Origin of the sequence: Methanocalculus alkaliphilus (genome assembly GCF_024170505.1) — an archaeon.
GTDB classification, from domain to species: Archaea; Halobacteriota; Methanomicrobia; order Methanomicrobiales; family Methanocorpusculaceae; genus Methanocalculus; species Methanocalculus alkaliphilus.
The window spans coordinates 189,159-210,281 of sequence record NZ_JALJYG010000001.1; the positions used below are offsets into that span (position 1 = coordinate 189,159).

The following is a 21,123-nucleotide window of genomic DNA, read 5'->3' on the forward strand; positions in this document are numbered from 1 at the left end:
GTGATTTGGGAAGAGATCTGATCGATAACCACGAATAGGGCAGTCCACAGGCTCAAAACGGTGAGAAGCCAGCTTCGGCCAGGAGAATACCCATACAACGAGACCCGATTCATGATAGCATTCCCACCATTCCTCATTTATATTATCGGGGCATTGATCCTTCCCCTCCTGCCGGCAAGGGTCAGGCATGAGTGGATGCTCTTCCTCTCAATCATCGGACTGGCAAGCATCTCACTCCTTGACCAGGAGATAAATGGCTGGATTCTCCCGTTCATCCCCGGAACGGAACTCGTCCTCCTCTCCGTCGATCACCTCTCCCAGGTCGTCGGATACATCTTTGCAGGAATCAGCGTGCTTGCGATCATCTATGCAAGCTATGAGGAACGGCCCGGCCATCAGATGGCGATACTCTTCCAGATCGGAGCGGGCATCGGAATAGTCTTTGCAGGCGACTTCATCACCCTCTTCATATTCTGGGAGCTGCTGGCACTCTCATCACTTGCCCTCATCTGGTATGGCGGCGCTGAGGCACGCGGGCCCGGATACCGGTACGCACTGATGCATATCCTTGGCGGTGTCTTCCTCCTTGCAGCAATCTCAATGCAGTATGCAGAGACGGGATCCCTCCTCGTCGATCTGGCTGCACCAGGCATCACAACGATCCTCTTCATCATCGGGGTCGGGTTTAACGCAGGGATGATCCCAGTCCATGCATGGCTGCCCGACTCCTACCCGAAGGCGACCATTACGGGATCGGTCTTCCTCTGCGTCTTCACGACAAAAGGGGCGATATACCTCATGGCACGGACACTCCCGGGATCCGAGGTGATGATGTACCTGGGTGGGATCATGGTCGTCTTTGGACTGGTATTTGCTATCCTCCAGGACGATATGCGCAAGCTCCTCTCCTATCATGTCATCAGCCAGGTCGGCTATATGGTGGCCGCAATGGGGATCGGGACCTCACTCGCGGTGAACGGCGGACTCGCCCATCTCTTCAATAACGTCCTGTATAAAGCCCTCCTCTTCATGGTCGTTGGTGCAATCATCTACCAGACAGGAAAGCACCGCCTCTCCGAGCTAGGGGGGCTCGGGAGACAGATGCCGATCACATTTGGAGCATGCCTCATCGCATCTGCGGCCATCTCCGGCGTGCCGGGGCTCAACGGGTACATCAGCAAGGAGATGATCATTGCCGCTACAGCAGAGAGCGGGCTTTTCACCCTTGAGGTGCTTCTGCTGATCGGGTCCGTCGGTACCTTCCTCTCCTTCATCAAGCTCAACTACTATGCCTTCATTAAAGAAAAACCCGGAATTGTAGCGACTGATCCCCCCACCCCGATGCTGATTGCTATGGTGATGGCTGCAGCTGCCTGCCTCATCTACGGCGTCTATCCATGGATCCTCTTCTCTATCCTCCCCTATCCGGTGACCCATGATGTCTTCGCTCCGGTCCACATCATCGAGATGTTCATCATCTTTGCAGCGGTTCTGCTGAACCTCTGGGTGGTGAGGAGCATGATCAAAAAGCCGACATACATTCCCCCGGATATGATGGATCTCTACAGGGCAGGAGGCCAGCGGATCATCAGGTTTTCATCGGGGACACTCCCGGCAGTCTCCCATGGTATTGGAAGTCTGATAGAGCATCTTGGATCCGGCGTATCCTGGTACCTGAAGAATCCGGTGATGGCAAGCGAGATACTGACCCGGATGGTGATGATCCACACTGCCGGAAGCGTCATGGGTGCATCAGCGCAGGAGAGCCAGAAGAGAGCCCTCACAGATCTTACAAGCAGCTACCCCGACTCAGGGGGAGCCATAAACCGGACCCCCGGGTATGGCATCTTCATCATCGGGATCGTCCTCTTCGCCTACTTCCTCATGGTCTTCATCATCTGAGGCCGGAGTATCCTTTATTTTATCATGGTGGATGATAGAGGTACGGACAATTCATGCCAGACCGATGATCCACGTCGTGCCCTCCTCAAGGTAAACGGCACGACTATCGAAGAGAAATGTGCAGAGCTGGGCGTCATCCAAGGGGGAACAACCCGGCCGGGGATGCTCAAAGAGATCACGAAGAAATATGGGATCGATGTCAATCTCTTCCATGATGAACAGATTGTCCGACATTCGATGATGAAGGATAGATTCCTGAATGAGGTGATTCCTCCCCGGCATGAATGCCGGGATCTCCTCGCCAATGGAGACGAACAAATCCATCGGAGAGGAGTGGGAGTTTCTGACGATAGGAATCAACGCCGGCAGGAAGAGTTTCTCCTCCTGTTATTATTAAGCCGTTAATTCAGAATTTCTCAGATAGTCGTTGACTATCGTTAATAATACTTATCTGCTCAGAAAGAGAAAAATATATATGATTAATCATACGGGTGGATCATAACGCCGAAAGGGACGTATATCTATCATCACAGCATCCTCTCTTTTCAGATAGATAGTGCCGGGTGCATCGGGCGGCACCACGGCACAAATCCATACTATTATTCCTCGGTATGAAGGGGAGAGAAAGACGTTCATGAAGAGGCACGATCGATAGCAATGAATATGACAACCTATAGAACCGGGACGGTGGGAAACCTGCATCTGCCAGGCCAAACATCTTCCACAAAGACGAGACCGGAACCATGATAGCATTCCCACCATTCCTCATCTATATCATCGGGGCACTGATCCTCCCCCTCCTGCCCGCCAGGGTCAGGCATGAGTGGATGCTCTTCCTCTCCATCATCGGGCTTGCGAGCATCTCACTCCTTGACCAGCAGGTGAATGGCTGGCTACTCCCGTTCATCCCAGGAACCGAACTCATCCTCCTCTCCGTCGATAACCTCTCCCAGGTCGTCGGATACATCTTTGCAGGAATCAGTGTGCTTGCTATCATTTATGCAAGCTATGAGGGGCGCCTCGGCCATCAGATTGCAATCCTCTTCCAGATTGGTGCCGGTATTGGCATTGTATTTGCCGGGGACTTCATCACCCTCTTCATATTCTGGGAGCTGCTGGCACTCTCATCACTTGCCCTCATCTGGTATGGCGGCGCTGAGGCACGCGGGCCCGGATACCGGTACGCACTGATGCATATCCTTGGCGGTGTCTTCCTCCTTGCAGCAATCTCAATGCAGTATGCAGAGACGGGATCCCTCCTCGTCGATCTGGCTGCACCAGGCATCACAACGATCCTCTTCATCATCGGGGTCGGGTTTAACGCAGGGATGATCCCAATCCATGCATGGCTGCCCGACTCCTACCCGAAGGCGACCATTACGGGATCGGTCTTCCTCTGCGTCTTCACGACAAAAGGGGCGATATACCTCATGGCACGGACACTCCCGGGATCCGAGGTAATGATGTACCTGGGCGGGATCATGGTCGTCTTTGGACTGGTATTTGCTATCCTCCAGGATGATATGCGCAAGCTCCTCTCCTATCATGTCATCAGCCAGGTCGGCTATATGGTGGCCGCAATGGGGATCGGGACCTCCCTCGCGGTGAACGGCGGGATCGCCCATCTCTTCAACCATATTCTGTATAAAGCCCTCCTCTTCATGGTCGTCGGCGCCATCATCTACCAGACAGGAAAAAACCGCCTCTCCGAGCTTGGGGGGCTTGGGAGACAGATGCCGATCACATTTGCAGCCTGCCTCATCGCGTCTGCGGCCATCTCCGGTGTGCCGGGGCTCAACGGATACATCAGTAAGGAGATGATCGTGGCAGCCGCGGCAGAGAGCGGGCTTTTTACCCTTGAGGTGCTTCTGCTGATCGGGTCCGTCGGTACCTTCCTCTCCTTCATCAAACTCAACTACTATGCCTTCATTAAAGAAAAACCCGGAATTGTGACGACTGACCCCCCCACCCCGATGCTGATTGCGATGGTGATGGCCGCAGCAGCCTGCCTCATCTATGGTGTCTATCCCTGGATCCTCTTCTCGATCCTCCCCTACCCGGTGACACACGATGTCTTCGCCCCGGTTCACATCATTGAGATGTTCATCATCTTTGCAGCCGTTCTGCTGAACCTCTGGGTGGTACGGAGCATGATCAGAAAGCCGAAATACATCCCCCCGGATCTGATGGAACTCTACCGGGCAGGGGGCAGCCGGATCATCAGGTTCTCATCGGTGACTCTCCCGGCAGTCTCCCAGGGTATTGGCAATATGATTGAGCATCTTGGAGCAGGAGTATCATGGTTCCTGAAGAATCCGGTGATGGCGGGTGAGATACTCACCCGGACAGTGATGATCCGGACTGCAGGAGGCGTTATGGGAGCATCGGTACAGGAGAGCCAGAGAAGGGCACTCACAACCCTGACAAACAGCTACCCCGACACGGGAGGAACCCTCAACCGGGCTCCCGGGTATGGCATCTTCTTCATCGGGATCGTGATCTTCGCCTACTTCCTCATGGTCTTCATCATCTGAGGCCGGAAGTATCCTTTATTTCATTCAGACGCATGATAGAGGTATGGAGAATAGTTGCCAGACTGATGATCCACGGCGTGCCCTCCTCAAAGTAAGCGGCACGACCATCCAGGAGAAGTGTGCAGAGCTGGGCATCATCCCCGGAGGGAGACACCCATTGGGAATGCTCAACGAGATCGCTCTGAAGTATGGGATCGATATCTATCTCTTCCTGGATGAACGGATTGCCCGCCACTCGACGATGAAAGATGATCTCGAGGACTTCAGGGTCGTTCCACCCCAGGCACGACCATATCTTGAGGTCAGAGACTTTTTCCGGATGGTCAGGGACCAGCAGCTTCCAGTCTCCGACCCGGAGAATCTATCAGCTGAGATCATCGCCATCGGGGAGACAGAGTGTGTCTCCTGCGGGGGTGCAAGCTATAAACCCTATATACGTTCATACCTCCCTCCACCGTAAAGATCATTATGATGGAGAGGACTCCAGGGGGAAGAGGGTGATTATCCTTCCATCCGGGCTTCCCCGGCAGGAAGAAGCCTTTTTATAGCATCATTCCAATTCTATGGTATGTCACTTCCCTTCATCGAAACAGTGAAAGGTATGATCACCGATCCCGGAGAGACGATCAGAAGAAGCAGATCGGCCTCCCTTGGGGATGCGATCATCTATTACCTGATCATCCTCGGTATCTTCTCTCTCCTCTCGGCGGCGGTCACCAGGCTCCTTGGAGATGCCCATCCGATGCCGCTCTCGCCTGCCGGAGATATCGCCCTTGCCGCAACCTATCTTGTAGGTATTATCATCGGAGGGACCATCGCCCTTCTCATCATCGGTGCCATCCTGCATATCTGTATTAAAATATTCGGGGGATCAGGAGACTATACAGACACCGTTCGCGCATTCTCACTCGCCGAGACACCTGCTGCGGCAATCGGATGGATACCGCTCATTGGTCTCTTTGCCGGCATCTGGGGATTCATCCTGATGGTGATGGGGGTGAGTGAATATCATGGGATATCAACGCTGCGGGCTGTTATTGCAATACTTCTCCCGTTCATCCTGCTGATCATTCTTGCAGTCCTTGCCTTTATGTTCTTCATGGTCGTCCCCGGACCCGTGACGGTGACAGAAGTTTTCTGACCACTCCTCTTTTTGATAAGATATCCTGAATGACAAGGAAGGAGAGCGATGCAGCGCATTGAGGATCTCCTTGGACCCCTTCATGAAGGGGTCTGGGAGGTGGTGATCCCAAAAGATTCGGTCCAAAGGCTCCCGGATACCCGGTGGACCAGATCCAGGATTAATGTACCGACACCCGGCACCATCGCCAGTTATCGGAGCGGCCAGTACCATCTGCATGAGACGGCGACTGAGTACCGGGTTCACCTCGACAGGTACGATCCAAAGAAGCATCCGTTCCTGCATCTGATCGATGATGCTCCACTCGTCCTGATGATCGTTGATACCGTCGCAGCTCTTGTAACAGATTCGAGAAATGCGCTTGGAAATACCGGATCGATCCTTGAAGAGCAGAAGAAGGCGTGGAAGCTGATGATCCTGACCGGGCTCTTCCTGATCCTCCTTGGCGGATGGATGGCATCTGAGCCCTCCAGCACATTCGATTCGATAACCCGGTATATCGTTCCACTCATCCTCATCGGGATATCCATCCCGTTCCTCAGATCAGGAATCGATATTCATCCATTCAGAATACAGTCTGTAGGGAGGCTTATTCTCGGGACCGGTATAGCGTTTATCGGGTTTTCAGCATTCTTTGAAGAACCGGAATGGACAGCCGGAGTGCTCCTCCTCGTCGTCACCGTCTGGACATTTGCCAGTGCATGGGTCTCCTTTGGCCATACATTTCGTGTACGAAGAGGGGGTCTCCAGGAGGTGGCCCCGAGGTTTCTTGTCGGGGCCCTCTCCCTTCTGGTTGCGATTGCAGCCCTCTTCGCACCTGATACAATAATTATCGCCCTTGTCTTCATCCTCGCCGGGATCGCCATTCTCTTCGGCTGCTACCTCATCCTCGAAGGAGTCGCATTCCGGAGAAGGATGAAGAAACCACGCTTAAAAATCTGAAGGGGGGATCAGATCGGCTTATACGATCCCCACTTCTCAAGTGCCCGGCCAAGCTCTCGCGCCTTCGTTGCCTTCTCCTCAAGGGTGATGCCATCCTGCCATGCCTCAATCGCCTGCATCGCTGCTGTAGCACCCGCCCGGGTACCATCAGGATGGCCATGGATACCGCCGGAGACGAGGAGGACGAGGTCCTCGCCATAGATATCAAGGACATCAGGGACGAGCCCGGGATGCAGTCCACCGGATGAGACCGGGAAAGCGCTCTTAATCCCATGCCAGTCCTGATCAAGCGACATATGCCCGACCCCGGTGACCTTCTTCTCCCGCAGAATATCCGCAAGAACCTTCGCATCATCAGCCGTCCCGACAAGTTTTCCGACCGCCGTGCCGGTGTGAATCTGTGAGATGCCGATGAGACGCATGGTTTTTGCGAGGAACTGCATCGAGATGCCATGCCTCGGATCGCGATCGAATGCGGCATGCATTGCCCTGTGTGCATGGATCGCAAGCCCGAGGTCCGAGCAGTAGTCGCGGAGGGTCATCACCGCGGCGGTACCGACTACAACAACATCGATCATTGCGTAGTTCCATCCGTTCTCTACAAGGAAGTCCGCACGCTGTTTCATCGTCTCGGTATCTGCTGTGATATTGAGGAACGCCGACTTCTCCTCTCCCGTCTCGCGCTCAGCCTTCTCCCGCATATCTGCAAGGGCGACGACCCGGTCTTCAAACCGGTTGAAGGTTGTCGAGGTGAGGTTTTCATCATCCTTGACACAGTCAAATCCGCCCATCCAGGTCTCATACCCGATCTCGGCATGTTCGGCTGAGGAGAAACCGATCTTCGGCTTTGGAACGGCTCCTGTCATCGGTCTGCCCTGGATTCCCATCATATCCCGTATTCCATCCATCCCGAAGTGGGGCCCCTTGAAATGGCGGAGGTATGCCTCCGGGAGGGTCGCATCGATGAGACGGAGATGATCAACCGCCTTCATCCCGAAGATGTTTCCGGCGATGCCACTTAAGAGCTGGACGAGGTTCCCCTCCTCCCAGAGGCCGGCCGGATAGGCGATTTTGAGGTAATGACCATCAATATCAAATGCCGTTGCCTGAAGATCCCGCATCCTGGGGGGGAGGGAGTGCAGGGTCGTCCATGTCCCGGTTGAGCTCTCTGAGGCGATCCGGCCTGCCGCCTCCTTCTCACTGATTCCCTCTGCCGGATCAAATGAGAAGAGACAGACGATATCGTCTCTGGCGGGTGTGTAGGTGAGGTCAACAAACTCATTGTACCAGTCGATTGCCATACCTTCTCCTTGGTGCACCCTGTTGATAAATCCGTCTGCTACCACCAGTGATGCCGATCCGGTGGGGTGATGAGAGAGGGATCATCCAGAGCATCCGGATGGTTGATCGCTATTCCGACCCTGATGATCTGAAGGGGTGGGTCGATTCGGACGGGATCTCCACCACTGAGGAATGTGATCCCGGCATCAATCGGGAGGAGGAGGGGCATCCTTTGATGGATGGCTTGCACGGGAGGAACAGCAGGGCAGGTGATGATCAGAAAAAAGTCCCCGGTGGTGAGCCCGGCGGCATACAGGAGAGGCGTATCCGGAGATGAGATATACCAGGGCTCTCTCACTGAGCCGACAGGCGTCCATTCGTAAAACCCACTCATGGGAACGAGGCAGCGTCTTCTCCGGCTGTACGATCTCTCAAAAATGCGTTCAATGCGTGCATTTATCTGTCTTCCCCCATCCTGCCGTGGGAGCCCGAAGACGGCCTTGTGGATCGTCAGATCAGTGGTCACGACCGGGAGGCGCTGGCCAGGTGCACAGTTATAGCGTGGTGGCAGGACAGGACCCCCAAATTGTTCGGCAAGGAGTCGTGTCCCGATGATCGTATAGCGGGAGCACATCCCCTGACCTCACCCCGCCGGAAGAGAGACAGCCCCACTGCTCATAAAAAAATAGTTAGATGGTTTTAAAGCAGAGATACCAGTCTTTACACTCGTATCCTTCTTTATCCCGGATCTCGGACTGCTCAACCGTCTTGGGCGGGGGAACCACAACCTTGTCTCCAGGCTGCCAGTTTGCAGGTGTTGCAACACTGTGCGTGTCGCTCGTCTGGAACGCCTTTAAGAGGCGGACGAGCTCGGGGATATTTCTCCCGTTTGAGAGCGGGTAATAGAGGATACCCCTGATGATCATCGAGGGATCAATGAAGAAGACTGCACGGACCGCAGCAGTGCTGCTCTGGTTTGGATGAATCATGCCAAAGAGTGATGCGACATGCATATCCAGGTCAGCTATCACCGGGAATGGGATCTTCACCCCCATCTTCTCTTTGATGTTTCGCACCCATGCAAGGTGTGAATGGATGCTGTCAATCGAGAGGCCGACAAGCTGGGCATTCAGTGCCTGGAACTCATCATCCGCTGCTGCAAGCGCCATGAATTCGGTCGTGCAGACCGGGGTGAAGTCTGCGGGATGTGAGAAGAGGACGACCCACTTCTTATCCTTGTAATCGGATAATTTCATGACACCATGTGTCGTCACAGCCTCAAAATCCGGGGCTTCCTCTCCGATCCTCGGCATCACCGGGGGGCATTCACAGCAGATATCCATATCATCGCACATCAATTGAATCACTCCTTCATAATCTCTTCCATGGCACTCTTGCCATGAACATAGGCAGGCATCCCGGAGAGCATGAAGGTGACCCGAAGACCCTCCTCGATCTCCTCCTTAGTCACCCCAAGTTTCTTTGCACCGGCAAGCTGGGCTCGAACAGCATGTTCATCCCGGAGAGCAGCGGCGATTGAGATGGCAAGCACCTTCTTGGTCTTTCGATCAAGTGCTCCGTCAGCCCAGATATGCTGGTCAAATTTCATGACCATCTCAAACATATCCGGCTCCTTCTCCATCAGTCCACGGAAGAAGACCGGGACTTTTCCGATCTTCTCCTCAAGCGACTGGAGATCCTTCGCTTTCTGATCCATAGTACCGTTCACTCCCTCAGTGCCATTGGCTGGCCGCAGCAGATCAGCTCTCCTCCGCCAACCTCTTTCACTTCGACGACGTTTTCACAGATCTCACAGACGAAGATCTGCCCTTCTTCAGATACATTGACCATTTTCAACACCTCTTTCGATTATTCTCCTGCCTGACGGTGCATTGCTGCACAAAGCACTAAAAAGACGTTAGATGTTAGATCCACCGCGTTTTGGAGGTTGGTTTACATCCTCGGCAGTCTTGATGTCAGGCCTGATATGGGTCATCGGGAAGCACTGGTACTCAGCGCACTCGCAGGTCGGACATTTTCTGAGATCCTCCTCGACTTTGCTCAGGACCATCTCAGCACCGCAGTCGATGCAGACATACTTGCCCGGGTTTGCCTTCGTTCCAGCCTTTGCAATTTCACAACGTTCTTCTGGATTTCCCATTGGTTTTTCACCAGAACGTGGATAGAACCTAAGAATATATAACTATTTTCAATGAGGAACTGAATAAAAGAGAATACCTGCATGAGACATCACTGGACCCGTCAATCGGCTGAAAGGCTTATCTTTGCACAGGTAGAGAAAGGGGGCATGGGATGCAATCTTGTCGCACTCCTTGGAAGCCCCCGCCAGGAGGGAAATACCGCAAAGCTCCTCCAGGAAGCTGTCCGGGGAGCAGAGGAGGCCGGCTGTTCAGTTGAGGTGATCCATGTTCCAAGACTTCAGATCAGGCCCTGCATGGAGATCTTTGCATGCAAAACCAAGGCTGAATGCGCAATAAAAGACGATATGGAGACCTATTACACGAAGATACGGGATGCTGACGGCCTGATCGTCGCCACCCCCGTCATGACGATGGGGGTGCCGGGTGCGCTCAAGTCCTTCCTTGATCGGTTCCAGGTCTTCTACATGGCAAAGTATGAGAGGGGCGAACCCCTTGTAACACCAAAAGAGCGAAAGATCCGTAAAATGCTCCTCCTCTCTATTGCGGGGATGAATATACCAAATCTCTTCGCCGGGCTCCTGCAGACGATGCATGCCTTCGGTGAGATCACCGACTGTCCACTCTGGAAGAAGGTTCTTCTGCCGGATATGGACAATGTCAGGGATATCACAACCCGGCCAGAGGTGCTGAAAGAGGCTTATGAGAAGGGATATGCCCTTGGTGAGGAGATTGAAAAAGCAAAATCAGAAGTAGCCCTCTCCATGGAGTGAACAGAACCCCTTCTCAGAGACGATGATGTGATCGATGAGGCGGATTCCAAGGACCTCCCCGGCCTCGGCGAGCTTCTTTGTGACCGCAATATCATCACTGCTTGGTGTCAGGCTCCCGGAGGGATGGTTATGCATCAGGATGATCGAGGCGGCACGGTCAGTGATCGCATCCGCATAGACCTCCCGTGGATGGATCTGGCTCTGATTGAGGATCCCCTTTGTGATGGTCCTGTACCCGATCAGCTCATGGGCTCCATTGAGGGTGATACAGATGACATGCTCCTGCCGCTCACGCCTGATCGACTCGGCATAGGGGAGGGCATCCTCAGGCTGTGTTATTTTTGGTCGGAATGTCGTATCAAGAAATCGCCGCGTCAGCTCGATTGCAGCAAGTATCTGGCAGGCCTTCGCTTCCCCGACGCCCTGAATCTTCAGAAGGTCTTCGCATGTGACCGCGTCCCGTTTCTCCCGGAGACAGGCACTTATCTTCGCTGAGAGGGTGGTGACGTCATGTCCCCGGATCCCCCTGCCGATGATCGCCGCCACCAGTTCATCATCCGAGAGGGTACAGGCCCCCCGTGAGAGAATCCTCTCTCTGGGGCGATCGATCACCGGGGTCTCCCTGATATGGCGTACTTCCGGCCGGAGCTTCATTCTATCTTTGTTTCTTGCCTGCTCCGGTTAAGGATGTCGTTCGGCATCACCAAAACATTTTTCCTGTACCAGGGCTATTGAAGAGGTATGGCAACAGAACAGGATATTATGGAGGCATTTGCCGGCGAATCACAGGCAAACAGGAAGTACGCAATCTTTGCCGAGAAGGCAAAGGAAGACGGGTATGCAAATGTGGCACGCCTCTTCCGTGCAGCCTCCCAGGCCGAGGAGATTCATGCAAGGCGCCTCCTCAGGGTCGCAGGGCTGATCAGAACAACGGCAGAGAACCTGAGTGGGGGTATCGAGGGTGAGACGCATGAGTTCATGACGATGTACCCTGAGTTCATCAAGCGTGCCGGGGAAGAGGGACGGAAGGATGCCGAGATCACCTTCACCCATGCGATGAAGGCTGAGGAAGTGCATGCCGGATTGTATAAGGATGCCCTTGCGGCGGTCACAAAGGGTGATGATATCGTCGTCAAAGATGTCAGACTCTGCCCGGTCTGTGGAAATATTGCCCTTCAGGATCTGCCTGAGAAGTGCCCGATCTGCGGTGTTCCCGGGACAAGCTTCCAAAACGTTGAGTAGAAGCCTGCTCTCACTTTTTTCTCAGCAGATTTTTGCAAACATTCATCTACTATTATACCTACAATTCATTCTGTGACATTCAGGTGGAACTCTGTTGATCGCCTCTCGTTAGGGATCGTCGGGCTGATTGCGTTAATCACCTTCATTGCTTTTTTTCCATTGATGCGTGTCATTGTCCTTGCTCTCTCACTCGCAATTGTCCTCATCCCATACCAGGAGCGGCTTGCGAGGAGAATTTCCCCGGCCCTCTCTGCAATGCTGATAACCTTCGGGGTTGTCTTCACCCTGCTTGTGACGGTGATTCTCACCGGAACCGTCCTCTATCAGAATATGGAGTACCTGATCTCCCTCATCTCAAGTATGATCGATGGCTTTAAGGGAGCTTTTGAGACCGAGTTCTTCCTCTCCATACCGGATCTCGGATTTGAGGATATGATAAATACACTCCTCATAACGGTGCGGGATACAATTTTTGCATATCTCATGGCGGTTCCAAGGATTGGGGTTGAGCTGATCCTCTTCATCGTCTCCCTCTACCTCTTTATTTACAAGGGGCAGGGGATCGGGGATGACATCAGCAAAGGCCTGTATGGACGCTCCCGCGAAAATATCAGCATCATCTGGAAGAGGGTGAGCGACACACTCTACTCGATATATGTTGTTCATTTCTCAATAGCGGTGATAACCTTCTTCCTGGCTCTCCCCTTCTTCTGGCTCCTTGGATATGAGCATATCATCTTCTATTCAGTCCTCTGTGCACTCTTTGCCCTTGTACCATTCCTTGGCCCGTTTATCATCCTTGCATTCCTTGCTCTGTATGCCCTCTCCATCGGGGATATCCGGGCACTTCTTCTCATCCTCTTCATCGGCTACCCGGTGCTCAGCGTGGCAACCGATCTCTATCTGAGGCCGGTACTGATGGGCAAAAGGGTGGAAATAAACCCGGTCGTCATCTTCATCGGCTTCTTCGGAGGGATGTCGGTGATGGGTATTGTCGGGTTCATCCTCGGTCCCCTCCTCCTCTCGCTGATCATCGGGGGATACCAGATCGTCATCAGGGAGCTCCAGACCGCGGCAGGCCAGGCCGAAGCTCCCAAAGCATAATATGATCTCATATCCATTTTGAGGTATGAGCGACATAATCGTCTATTCTACCGAGCGTTGTCCATATTGCGCGATGGTGAAGGCGTACCTCAACAAGAAGAATATCTCCTACAGCGTTATTGATGTCGGGAGACCGGAGAATATCAACGATGCAAAGGAGATGATCCGGATCTCCGGCCAGCGGGGAGTACCCGTGACGGTCATTGACGGGGAGGTGATCATCGGTTTTGATACTGCACGTTTCAATGAGATCTTCGGGATTGAGGATGCCGGGGGAGCATATGATCTGGTCATCATCGGTGCAGGACCGGCCGGGCTGACCGCAGCGGTCTACGCAGCCCGGAAGCTCCTCTCAACACTGGTGATCTCGGAGAATATCGGTGGTCAGTCGAATGAGAGCTGGGCGATTGAGAACTATATGGGGTACCTGATGATCACCGGATCGGATCTGATGGCAAAGTTCGAAGAGCAGGTGCATACCCAGAGTGTCAATCTGGAACTTGATCGTGTCTCCCGCATAGAAGCGATGGGTGATGGACGCTTTCATATCAGAACCGAATCAGATCAGGCCTTCATCGCCCGGAGTGTCATCATCGCCTCCGGGAAGCATCCCCGGATGCTCGGGGTTGAAGGGGAAGAGAAGTTCCTTGGAAAAGGTCTCTCAATCTGCTCGACCTGTGACGGGCCCCTGTACCGGAATAAGACGGTTGTGATCGTCGGTGGTGGAAACTCTGCCGTCCAGACCACCATCGAGATGGCAAAGATTGCAATGGACGTTCATCTCATCGTCAGGAGCAGTATCCGCGCCGATGAGGTCTTTGAGCGGCAGCTTGAGGATCTGGAGAATCTCAGTATCCATACCGGGTATGATGTCGCCAGAATCGGTGGTGACAAATTCGTCCGTTCGGTTGTGATCAGAAACAGGGAGAGCGGAGAGGAGAAGACACTTCCTGCGGACGGGGTCTTCATCGAGATCGGTCTGATTCCCAATACAGGATTTTTAAACGGATTCCTCGAGATGAATGACCAGGGTGAGATCGTCGTCGATCCAAACTGCCATACGACGGTTCCCGGGATCTTTGCAGCAGGAGATGTGACCGCGATCAAAGGGAAGCAGATCATCATCGCAGCGGGGGAGGGGGCAAAAGCGGCTCTCGAAGCGCATGAATACCTGATGACAAAGGAGTAGCCCCGCCCCATCAATAAAGTGAATACTATATACATAGAATTGTATACAATAAGATTATGCCAGGAGACGGAGAGAGACAGAGAGGAGATGCAATTGCCTATGATAGTGTACACCTCAATGGGCAGGGTGTCATCCTCCAGACCGGTGCTCTCCTCACCCGTCTGCTGGATATACCGGAGAAGGAACTGCAGGGGAGAGCCCTCGCAGAGTTCATCACCCCTGATGATCGTGATCGCTGCCGGTATGCAATCAATATGGCATTTCTCGGGATGCCGGGGAGGGTCGGTTGTACCATCGAGAACGCTGAGGGAAAGCGGTATCATATCCGATGCCTCTTCCAGCAGGTTGCCGGAGGGGTCGAAGGGGAGCTTCTCGTCGTTGATGGCAACCCGATGGCAACCCCTGACAGGGTCAGCCAGCGGTATAGCGCGCTCATCCATGCCCTTCCAGGATACATCTTCGTCCTCGATGCAAAAGGAAGGTTCTCCGAGATGCATCCCCCTGAATCCGGAGAGCTGGTCTTCCCCCCGGATTTTGCCCTCCGCAAGCATATCCATGATCTCTTTCCACCACCGATCGCTGAAGCAACGATGGCGGCGATTGGCGCAGCACGGCGGGGAGAGATTGCAGAATTCTCATACACCCTTATGATTAACGGCGAGGAGAGGTTTTTCGAAGCGCAGGGGGCTGCATCAGGAGAGGATGAGGTCGTCTTCATCGTCATCGACCGGACCACTGAACGCCAGCTTGAGCAGCATCTCCGCCAGCATCTCCGGGCAGAGAGGATCCTGACAACGATAACCGACCGGATTATGCGATCCGGATCATTCTCACCGGTTGCCGATGACGTCCTCTCCCTCATCGGAACCATGATGGAAGCGGAGCGTGTCAGCCTCGTCATCATCACAGATGAGGGGGTGATGCGACGCCTCCATGGCTGGGATGCACCCGATATATCTCCGCTCCCGCAACATGAGGATAATCTTCCGCTTACCGCCTTCCCCTGGTGGACAAGCCAGATCTCTATCGGAAAAGTTGTAACGATCCCGGATCCCGATCTCCTCCCTGAGAGTGCTTCGGCTGAACGGATGCATCTTGAAAAGGTCGGGGCACGATCGCTCATCGCTTTCCCGATCAGTTCACCCTCCGGAATCTGCGGGTTTATCGAAGTTTACAATCCGGCAGATCCCTTATTATGGAAGGGGGAGGAGAGCAGGCTGCTCAGAATTGCCGGAGAGATCATCGGATTGACACTCGCACGGGAAAAAAGATTCATACAGTAAAAAAGATCAATCCCCGCCCTTCTTCTGATCCTTCTTTCTATACCCCTCAAGCATCAGGGATGCGAGGTTCTTCACCGGTGTATCGGTCTGCTCCTGGATATGGAACTCACAGAACGGACAGATTGTAACGACGATATCCGCCCCCGTCGCTTCAATCGCCTCACCCCTGAGTTTGCCAAGAGCTGCCGCCTCTTCAGGCTGGCCGGAACGGACGCCGCCGCCGGCACCGCAGCACTGGGCTGGCATCGGGATATACCGCTCCACCACCTGCTCAAGGATTGTTCGTGGCGGGTCAGCGATCCCCTGCCCCCTCAGGAGATGGCAGGGATCATGGTAGGTCGCTGTGATCGGAAGCTTCGCCGGGGGCTCAAAGCCCGCCTTCACCAGGATCTCGGTGATATCCATCACGGTAAACGGGGTATCATAATCATTCTTCAGGGTCGAACCACAGCCGGCACAGATCGTCATGACGGTCTCAATCCCCCGTGAGGTGAATGCCTCGATATTCTTCCTCTTCAGCTCCGAAACAAACGTCGTCTGACCCGTCCGGATGAGCGGGGAGCCGCAGCAGACCTGTTCATGCGGGATGACGACACGGATGCCGTTTCTCTTCATCACCTCCATCGCATCGAGGGCCGGCTTTGTGACCCTGCCATTGAACATGCAGCCGACAAAAAAGCCGATCGTCATCTTCACCGGGCCGTCCGGCTCGATCACCTCAGGCACCTGCTCAAGGAAGGTCGCGGCAGATCGCTCCACACTCCTCCCGGTCCGCTCGATAAGATCCGCAACCGCACGATGGCGGGGGAGGGTGAGCCCGGCACGGTTTGCCCGCTCCCGGAGTTTCTCGATTGCCTTTCCGGGGATCTCGATCTCCTTTGGGCAGACCTCGACACAGCGGTGGCAGGTTGTGCAGGCAAAGAGACCTCGTTCTATCGATTCGGGGATCCGATCCCGGGTATCCCTCGGATCCAGGGCACACCGCATCTCCTGGCGCATGGCTGTCGGACCGGCAAAGTCGGTGACCTTCAATGCCGGGCAGACAGAGACACAGCTGAGACATTCGATACATTCACGAAGCGGCTTGATCAGCTCGACCTCTTCCCGCGAAAGACCGTCCCCCACCTCTGAAGGGAGGATGGTTGCCAGCCGCTCCAGAACCGGGGCGATATCGGTGACGAGATCCCGGATAAGCGGGAGGTCAAGGGGTTCGATGATCATGCCATCTGCCGCCTCCTCCATGCAGGCGAGGACCGGGCTCCCGTTCATCCGGACGGCACAGGAGCCGCACTGGCCTGCCCGGCAGCATGACCGGATCGCAAGCGAGGGGTCATGGTCGCGCCGGACCGCCTCAAGTGCATCAAGGACCCGGGCACCGTCATTAACCCTGACCATATAGCTCTCACAATGTGGTCCCGATTCCGTTTCGGGATCGAACCTCTGGATTGTAAACGTCATCTCTTTCATGGGAACCTCCGGAGCAGCTCAATACCCCGATGGGATTTTGAGATGAAGGTATGGCCGTACGGGGAAGCCAATGCCTCCCAGCGGACCGCACAATCCCTCCTGACATGCGCACCCCTCGACTCCTCACGCATCAGTGCACCGTCGAGGATCATCCCGGCAACAAGCATCATGTTTCCTGCTGTCCATGCATCCAGGATCTCCGGCCCGGATGCGGCAAAGAGGGGTGTGGAGATGAGATCAAGGACCGCTTCACGGGTTTGTGTCAGGGAGGCGGCATCCCGGTAGATACCGGCACCGTCCCACATCGCCCGTTTCAGCCTCGCCACCGCATCAGATGGGCGGAGACTGCCCTCTCCGTACGCTGCAATCCCCGCCTCAACGGCTGCGATCTGGTCGAGATCGATCCGCCGCCCCTGCTCCTTCGACCGGCCTGCCGCCTCCCCTGCACGCCGCCCGAAGACCTGCGTCTCGGCGAGGGCATTTCCTCCAAGCCGGTTGGCCCCATGCACCCCGCCGGCAACCTCACCGCATGCGAAGAGTCCCGGGAGCGTCGTCTGGCAGTCGGGTCTGATCCGAAGGCCCCCCATCATGTGGTGGGCGGTTGGTGCAACCTCCATCGGCCCGGTCCGGATATCAACCCCGAACCTGAGGAACTGTTCAAGCATGAGGGGGAGACGCTCTTCAATCTGCTTCGCCGGAAGATGTGTCACATCAAGCCAGACACCACCCCGCTCAGTCCCCCTCCCTTCCAGGACCTCGGTTGCGATGGATCGGGCAACGACATCCCGTGTCGAGAGCTCCATCCTGTCGGGATCATACCGTGCCATGAACCGCTCTCCGAGGGCATTTTTCAGGATGCCGCCTTCCCCCCTCACCGCCTCGGTGATGAGCCTGCCGCGTGCATCATAGGGATGGACCGCACCGGTCGGATGAAACTGGACCATCTCCATATCGATCAGTTCGGCACCGGCACGGTAGCCGAGTGCATATCCGTCCCCGGTCCCGGCGGTCGAGTTTGTGGAGATATCATATATCTGTCCTGCACCGCCGGTTGCAAGGATGACCGCATCGGCTGCGATGGCACCGATAGCACCATCCCTTGTGGATGTGATCGCACCGGATACATGATCGCCATCCTTTGCAAGCTCAAGGGCAGCAACCTCATTTCGTACCACGACATCGGATGAACGGAGCCGTTCGAGGAGGGTCATGACAATCTCATGGCCGGTCCGGTCACCTGCATAACAGGTTCTCGGGTATCGCTGGCCACCAAACGGGCGCTGAGCGATTGTACAGGTGGGATCGGCATCAAAGACGGCACCGAAGCGGAGGAGATCATTGATCCGATCCGGTGCTTCATTGACAAGGATCTCAGCCAAAGCAGGATCATTGAGGTACCCTCCGCCTTTGAGGGTATCGTCAAGATGGCCGCTGAGGGTATCATCGGTCCTGAGCACTGCATTATAGCCACCTTCTGCCATGACCGTGCAGCCGCCCTTCCCGGCGATCGTCTTCCCTATCAGGATCGTCTCCCCATACTCCGCGGCCTCAAGTGCGGCCCTGATCCCTGCACCACCGCTCCCGATGACGAGAACGTGGCAATCCTCTCTCTCTATCGCACCCATCGTATTATAACGATCTGCCGTGCAATAACATAAAATACATCGTGGAGTATGGTGAGCCAGGAAATGAGGCTTGTAATGAAATTTGGCGGCACATCGGTAGGGGATGAGACCTGCATCGCCCGCGTGGTGGATATCCTTGCAGCACACCGTCAGAATGGTGATGAGCTCGCCGTCGTCGTCTCGGCGATGACCGGGGTGACCGATCAGCTTGTTGCGACGGCACAGGAGGTTGTCACCGCGTCAGAACATCCCCCGATTGATGCGCTGATCCGTGCGCTTCGAACCCGGCATATGAAGACGCTGGAAGCGGTTGCACCCGGCTCCCTTGAGGAGGTCGGAGAGTACATCGATGACCGGCTCGGACAACTGAAACATATTCTCAGCGCTGTGCACACCCTCAGAGAGCTGACCCCGAGATCAAAGGATTATATCCTCTCCTTTGGGGAGCGGCTCTCTGCATCGATCGTCTCAGCCGCACTCAGGGAGGCCGGCATCCCATCGACCGTCCTTGACGGGTGTGAGGCAGGGATCATCACAAATTCGTGCCATGGCGGAGCGGTGGCCCTTCCGGAGAGTTATAACCGGATTGCAGGGAGGGTCGGCCCCCTTCTCACCGAATGTGTCCCGGTCATCATGGGGTACATGGGGTGCAGCCAGGAGGGATATGTGACCACCCTTGGGAGGAGTGGATCCGACTACACCGGGTCGATCATCGGTGCAGGGATCAATGCCGACGAGATCTGGATCTGGACCGATGTCGATGGCGTCCTGACGACAGATCCGAGAATGATCAGGGAGGCACGGGTGATCCCGATGATCTCATACCTTGAGATGATGGAGTTGTCGTACTTCGGTGCAAAGGTGCTCCATCCAAAGTCGGTTGAGCCTGCGATGGCGAAGGGCATTATGGTCCGGGTGAAGAATACCTTCAACCCATCCTCCCCCGGCACCTCCATCGTCCGGACGGCAAGACAGGAGAAGCGGGTCGTCAAGGCGATCTCGATCATCAGGAATGTCGCACTCCTTACCATCGGCGGAGCCCAGATGGCAGGCCGGCCCGGTGTCGCAAAAGCGATCTTCTCGGGGCTCGCCGACCGCGAGGTGAATGTGATGCTCATCTCACAGGGATCATCTGAAGCAAATATCACCCTCGTCATCGACGAGGATCATCTGATCCCGGCAATTGAATCGCTCAATGAGATCAAGAACCGGGGATATGTCCGCGAGATCAACGCCGATAAGGATATCGTTGTAATCGCCGTCGTCGGTGCAGGAATGGCAGGAGCACCCGGGACCAGTGGCAGGATCTTCTCGGCACTCGGGAGAGCCGGTGTGAACGTGATGATGATCTCCCAGGGGTCATCTGAGGTGAATATATCATTTGTCGTCAGGGAGACTGACGGGCCGCGGGCGGTCCAGGTGCTCCATGATGAGTACCGCCTCTCGGAGGTCGATGATGAGTAACACAACCTACCGTGATGCCGGGGTCGATATCGATCTCGAGGCAGATGCCGTCAAAGCATTGATCGGATCATTAACATACCGCCGTACCGGGGAGTTCGGCATGGTCGGGGATCTCGGTCATTTTGCAGGACTGATCGATTTTGGACCCTATGTCCTTGCGATGGCGACCGATGGCGTCGGTACAAAGATGCTTGTTGCAGACGCCCTCATGGACTGGACGACGGTCGGGATCGACTGTATCGCCATGAATGTCAATGATCTCTATGTGATGAACCTTGAACCTGTGGCATTCGTCGATTATATCGCGACCGACTCCCTCGATCCGGAGAAGATGAGGGCTCTTGGCAAGGGGCTTAACGAGGGGGCACGGCAGGCGAATATGAATATCGTCGGCGGCGAGACGGCCACCCTCAAAGGGCTTGTCAACGGGCTTGATCTCGCAGGCACATGCCTGGGTGTCCAGAAACGTGAGAAGGTGATCACCGGATCCGCCGTTGCACCCGGTGATATCATCGTTGGCGTACCATCCAGCGGGGTGCATTCAAACGGCCTCACCCTCGCCCGGACGATTGCCCTCGGACATGGAGGATACGACACCCTCCTCCCGGATGGGAGGACCGTTGGTGAAACCCTCCTCACCCCGACCAGGATCTATGCAGAGGTACTCTCCGTCTGTGAAGCCTGCGAGGTTCATGGGATGTGCCATGTCACCGGCGGGGGACTCCTGAACTTCCTGAGAGTCGGCCCGTACGGATTTTCCTTTGACGATCCGATGCCCGTTCCCGGTATCTTCTCCTGGCTTGCAGAGAAGGGCAATGTGGATGAGGATGAGATGTACCGGACCTTCAATATGGGGATGGGCTATGCCTTCATCGTCCCGGCCTCCAGTGTACCGGTCATCACGGAGATGATCCCGGGTGCCCAGGTCGTCGGCCGGGTTATTCCTGAGAAAGGTATCCGGCTGAAGGGAAGAGAGATCAGATAGCTCCTCTCATCGATCATTCCACACGATACAAC

The 21,123-nt window shown here is 55.1% G+C and carries 22 protein-coding genes; 13 read left to right on the top strand and 9 right to left on the bottom strand.

The window, feature by feature from the left end; all coding sequences use genetic code 11:
• Positions 1-111: 111 nt before the first annotated feature.
• From J2T58_RS01115 to J2T58_RS01140, 6 genes are all read left to right on the top strand, one after another.
• On the top strand, positions 112-1,902 hold the full coding sequence (locus J2T58_RS01115; RefSeq protein WP_253486767.1) for a Na(+)/H(+) antiporter subunit D: 1,791 nt from the start codon (positions 112-114) through the stop codon (positions 1,900-1,902).
• A 24-nt stretch (positions 1,903-1,926) separates the two neighbouring features.
• Entirely contained in the window at positions 1,927-2,307 is a 381-nt protein-coding gene (locus tag J2T58_RS01120; protein ID WP_253486769.1) for a hypothetical protein, read from the top strand.
• 338 nt (positions 2,308-2,645) lie between these two features.
• On the top strand, positions 2,646-4,436 hold the full coding sequence (locus J2T58_RS01125) for a Na(+)/H(+) antiporter subunit D (RefSeq protein WP_253486771.1): 1,791 nt from the start codon (positions 2,646-2,648) through the stop codon (positions 4,434-4,436).
• A 43-nt stretch (positions 4,437-4,479) separates the two neighbouring features.
• A complete protein-coding gene (locus J2T58_RS01130; protein ID WP_253486774.1) occupies positions 4,480-4,896 on the top strand; it encodes a hypothetical protein in 417 nt (138 codons plus the stop codon).
• A gap of 108 nt (positions 4,897-5,004) precedes the next feature.
• On the top strand, positions 5,005-5,577 hold the full coding sequence (locus tag J2T58_RS01135) for a YIP1 family protein (RefSeq protein ID WP_253486776.1): 573 nt from the start codon (positions 5,005-5,007) through the stop codon (positions 5,575-5,577).
• 48 nt (positions 5,578-5,625) lie between these two features.
• On the top strand, positions 5,626-6,519 hold the full coding sequence (locus J2T58_RS01140; protein WP_253486778.1) for an HdeD family acid-resistance protein: 894 nt from the start codon (positions 5,626-5,628) through the stop codon (positions 6,517-6,519).
• Between the two features lie 8 nt (positions 6,520-6,527).
• Here the strand turns inward: J2T58_RS01140 and rbcL are convergent, their stop codons facing one another.
• The 6 genes from rbcL to J2T58_RS01170 all read right to left on the bottom strand — a co-directional run bounded on the left by rbcL (position 6,528) and on the right by J2T58_RS01170 (position 9,961).
• Complete coding sequence (gene rbcL, locus J2T58_RS01145; RefSeq protein ID WP_253486780.1) at positions 6,528-7,820, bottom strand: type III ribulose-bisphosphate carboxylase; 1,293 nt, start codon at positions 7,818-7,820, stop codon at positions 6,528-6,530.
• A 38-nt stretch (positions 7,821-7,858) separates the two neighbouring features.
• A complete protein-coding gene (locus J2T58_RS01150; RefSeq protein WP_253486781.1) occupies positions 7,859-8,434 on the bottom strand; it encodes an SOS response-associated peptidase in 576 nt (191 codons plus the stop codon).
• 55 nt (positions 8,435-8,489) lie between these two features.
• Complete coding sequence (locus J2T58_RS01155) at positions 8,490-9,155, bottom strand: peroxiredoxin (RefSeq protein ID WP_253486782.1); 666 nt, start codon at positions 9,153-9,155, stop codon at positions 8,490-8,492.
• A gap of 8 nt (positions 9,156-9,163) precedes the next feature.
• Positions 9,164-9,517, bottom strand: coding sequence for a carboxymuconolactone decarboxylase family protein (locus tag J2T58_RS01160; RefSeq protein ID WP_253486783.1), 354 nt, complete (start codon positions 9,515-9,517; stop codon positions 9,164-9,166).
• An 8-nt stretch (positions 9,518-9,525) separates the two neighbouring features.
• A complete protein-coding gene (locus J2T58_RS01165; RefSeq protein ID WP_211530703.1) occupies positions 9,526-9,651 on the bottom strand; it encodes a desulfoferrodoxin FeS4 iron-binding domain-containing protein in 126 nt (41 codons plus the stop codon).
• 67 nt (positions 9,652-9,718) lie between these two features.
• Positions 9,719-9,961 carry a zinc ribbon-containing protein gene (locus tag J2T58_RS01170; protein WP_253486784.1) on the bottom strand — a complete coding sequence of 81 codons (243 nt, stop codon included), beginning with the start codon at positions 9,959-9,961 and terminating at the stop codon, positions 9,719-9,721.
• Between the two features lie 147 nt (positions 9,962-10,108).
• Between J2T58_RS01170 and J2T58_RS01175 the strand changes: the two genes are divergently transcribed.
• Positions 10,109-10,732, top strand: a complete 624-nt coding sequence (locus J2T58_RS01175; RefSeq protein WP_253486785.1) for a flavodoxin family protein — start codon at positions 10,109-10,111, stop codon at positions 10,730-10,732.
• Here J2T58_RS01175 and radC read toward each other — a convergent pair.
• Positions 10,706-11,386 (bottom strand): RadC family protein, encoded by a 681-nt coding sequence (gene radC, locus J2T58_RS01180; protein ID WP_253486786.1) that lies wholly within the window; start codon positions 11,384-11,386, stop codon positions 10,706-10,708. The genes J2T58_RS01175 and radC overlap by 27 nt on opposite strands.
• 87 nt (positions 11,387-11,473) lie before the next feature.
• Here radC and J2T58_RS01185 point away from each other — a divergent pair, with 87 nt between their 5' ends.
• The 4 genes from J2T58_RS01185 (at position 11,474) to J2T58_RS01200 (ending at position 15,550) form a co-directional block, all read left to right on the top strand.
• The gene (locus tag J2T58_RS01185; protein WP_253486788.1) at positions 11,474-11,974 is read left to right on the top strand and encodes a rubrerythrin family protein; all 501 of its coding nucleotides are present in this window, start codon (positions 11,474-11,476) and stop codon (positions 11,972-11,974) included.
• A gap of 72 nt (positions 11,975-12,046) precedes the next feature.
• Positions 12,047-13,078 (top strand): AI-2E family transporter, encoded by a 1,032-nt coding sequence (locus J2T58_RS01190; RefSeq protein WP_253486790.1) that lies wholly within the window; start codon positions 12,047-12,049, stop codon positions 13,076-13,078.
• Positions 13,079-13,103: 25 nt separating this feature from the next.
• Positions 13,104-14,267: an FAD-dependent oxidoreductase gene (locus tag J2T58_RS01195; RefSeq protein WP_253486792.1), complete on the top strand. Its 1,164-nt coding sequence runs from the start codon at positions 13,104-13,106 to the stop codon at positions 14,265-14,267.
• A 56-nt stretch (positions 14,268-14,323) separates the two neighbouring features.
• On the top strand, positions 14,324-15,550 hold the full coding sequence (locus tag J2T58_RS01200) for a GAF domain-containing protein (protein ID WP_253486793.1): 1,227 nt from the start codon (positions 14,324-14,326) through the stop codon (positions 15,548-15,550).
• Positions 15,551-15,556: 6 nt separating this feature from the next.
• On the opposite strand, the gene tfrB is transcribed toward J2T58_RS01200, so the two are convergent.
• Positions 15,557-17,017: a fumarate reductase (CoM/CoB) subunit TfrB gene (gene tfrB / locus J2T58_RS01205; RefSeq protein WP_253486794.1), complete on the bottom strand. Its 1,461-nt coding sequence runs from the start codon at positions 17,015-17,017 to the stop codon at positions 15,557-15,559.
• Positions 17,014-18,642, bottom strand: coding sequence for a fumarate reductase (CoM/CoB) subunit TfrA (gene tfrA, locus J2T58_RS01210; RefSeq protein ID WP_253486795.1), 1,629 nt, complete (start codon positions 18,640-18,642; stop codon positions 17,014-17,016). The genes tfrB and tfrA overlap by 4 nt, the downstream gene beginning before the upstream one ends.
• A gap of 63 nt (positions 18,643-18,705) precedes the next feature.
• Between tfrA and J2T58_RS01215 the strand changes: the two genes are divergently transcribed.
• Together J2T58_RS01215 and purM are read left to right on the top strand one after the other, a co-directional pair.
• The gene (locus J2T58_RS01215; RefSeq protein WP_253486796.1) at positions 18,706-20,106 is read left to right on the top strand and encodes an aspartate kinase; all 1,401 of its coding nucleotides are present in this window, start codon (positions 18,706-18,708) and stop codon (positions 20,104-20,106) included.
• The gene (purM, locus tag J2T58_RS01220; protein WP_253486921.1) at positions 20,099-21,091 is read left to right on the top strand and encodes a phosphoribosylformylglycinamidine cyclo-ligase; all 993 of its coding nucleotides are present in this window, start codon (positions 20,099-20,101) and stop codon (positions 21,089-21,091) included. Before J2T58_RS01215 ends, purM begins: the two co-directional genes overlap by 8 nt.
• Positions 21,092-21,123 lie beyond the last annotated feature (32 nt).

Coding starts and splice junctions, on each gene's coding strand:
- J2T58_RS01195 (WP_253486792.1), top strand. CDS start 13,104: ATGAGCGACATAATCGTCTATTCTACCGAGCGTTGTCCATATTGCGCG.
- J2T58_RS01125 (WP_253486771.1), top strand. CDS start 2,646: ATGATAGCATTCCCACCATTCCTCATCTATATCATCGGGGCACTGATC.
- tfrA (WP_253486795.1), bottom strand. CDS start 18,642: ATGGGTGCGATAGAGAGAGAGGATTGCCACGTTCTCGTCATCGGGAGC.
- J2T58_RS01200 (WP_253486793.1), top strand. CDS start 14,324: ATGCCAGGAGACGGAGAGAGACAGAGAGGAGATGCAATTGCCTATGAT.
- J2T58_RS01175 (WP_253486785.1), top strand. CDS start 10,109: ATGGGATGCAATCTTGTCGCACTCCTTGGAAGCCCCCGCCAGGAGGGA.
- J2T58_RS01115 (WP_253486767.1), top strand. CDS start 112: ATGATAGCATTCCCACCATTCCTCATTTATATTATCGGGGCATTGATC.
- J2T58_RS01160 (WP_253486783.1), bottom strand. CDS start 9,517: ATGGATCAGAAAGCGAAGGATCTCCAGTCGCTTGAGGAGAAGATCGGA.
- J2T58_RS01135 (WP_253486776.1), top strand. CDS start 5,005: ATGTCACTTCCCTTCATCGAAACAGTGAAAGGTATGATCACCGATCCC.
- J2T58_RS01165 (WP_211530703.1), bottom strand. CDS start 9,651: ATGGTCAATGTATCTGAAGAAGGGCAGATCTTCGTCTGTGAGATCTGT.
- rbcL (WP_253486780.1), bottom strand. CDS start 7,820: ATGGCAATCGACTGGTACAATGAGTTTGTTGACCTCACCTACACACCC.
- J2T58_RS01130 (WP_253486774.1), top strand. CDS start 4,480: ATGGAGAATAGTTGCCAGACTGATGATCCACGGCGTGCCCTCCTCAAA.
- J2T58_RS01150 (WP_253486781.1), bottom strand. CDS start 8,434: ATGTGCTCCCGCTATACGATCATCGGGACACGACTCCTTGCCGAACAA.
- tfrB (WP_253486794.1), bottom strand. CDS start 17,017: ATGAAAGAGATGACGTTTACAATCCAGAGGTTCGATCCCGAAACGGAA.
- J2T58_RS01155 (WP_253486782.1), bottom strand. CDS start 9,155: ATGTGCGATGATATGGATATCTGCTGTGAATGCCCCCCGGTGATGCCG.
- J2T58_RS01170 (WP_253486784.1), bottom strand. CDS start 9,961: ATGGGAAATCCAGAAGAACGTTGTGAAATTGCAAAGGCTGGAACGAAG.
- J2T58_RS01185 (WP_253486788.1), top strand. CDS start 11,474: ATGGCAACAGAACAGGATATTATGGAGGCATTTGCCGGCGAATCACAG.
- J2T58_RS01215 (WP_253486796.1), top strand. CDS start 18,706: ATGAGGCTTGTAATGAAATTTGGCGGCACATCGGTAGGGGATGAGACC.
- radC (WP_253486786.1), bottom strand. CDS start 11,386: ATGAAGCTCCGGCCGGAAGTACGCCATATCAGGGAGACCCCGGTGATC.
- J2T58_RS01120 (WP_253486769.1), top strand. CDS start 1,927: ATGGTGGATGATAGAGGTACGGACAATTCATGCCAGACCGATGATCCA.
- J2T58_RS01140 (WP_253486778.1), top strand. CDS start 5,626: ATGCAGCGCATTGAGGATCTCCTTGGACCCCTTCATGAAGGGGTCTGG.
- purM (WP_253486921.1), top strand. CDS start 20,099: ATGAGTAACACAACCTACCGTGATGCCGGGGTCGATATCGATCTCGAG.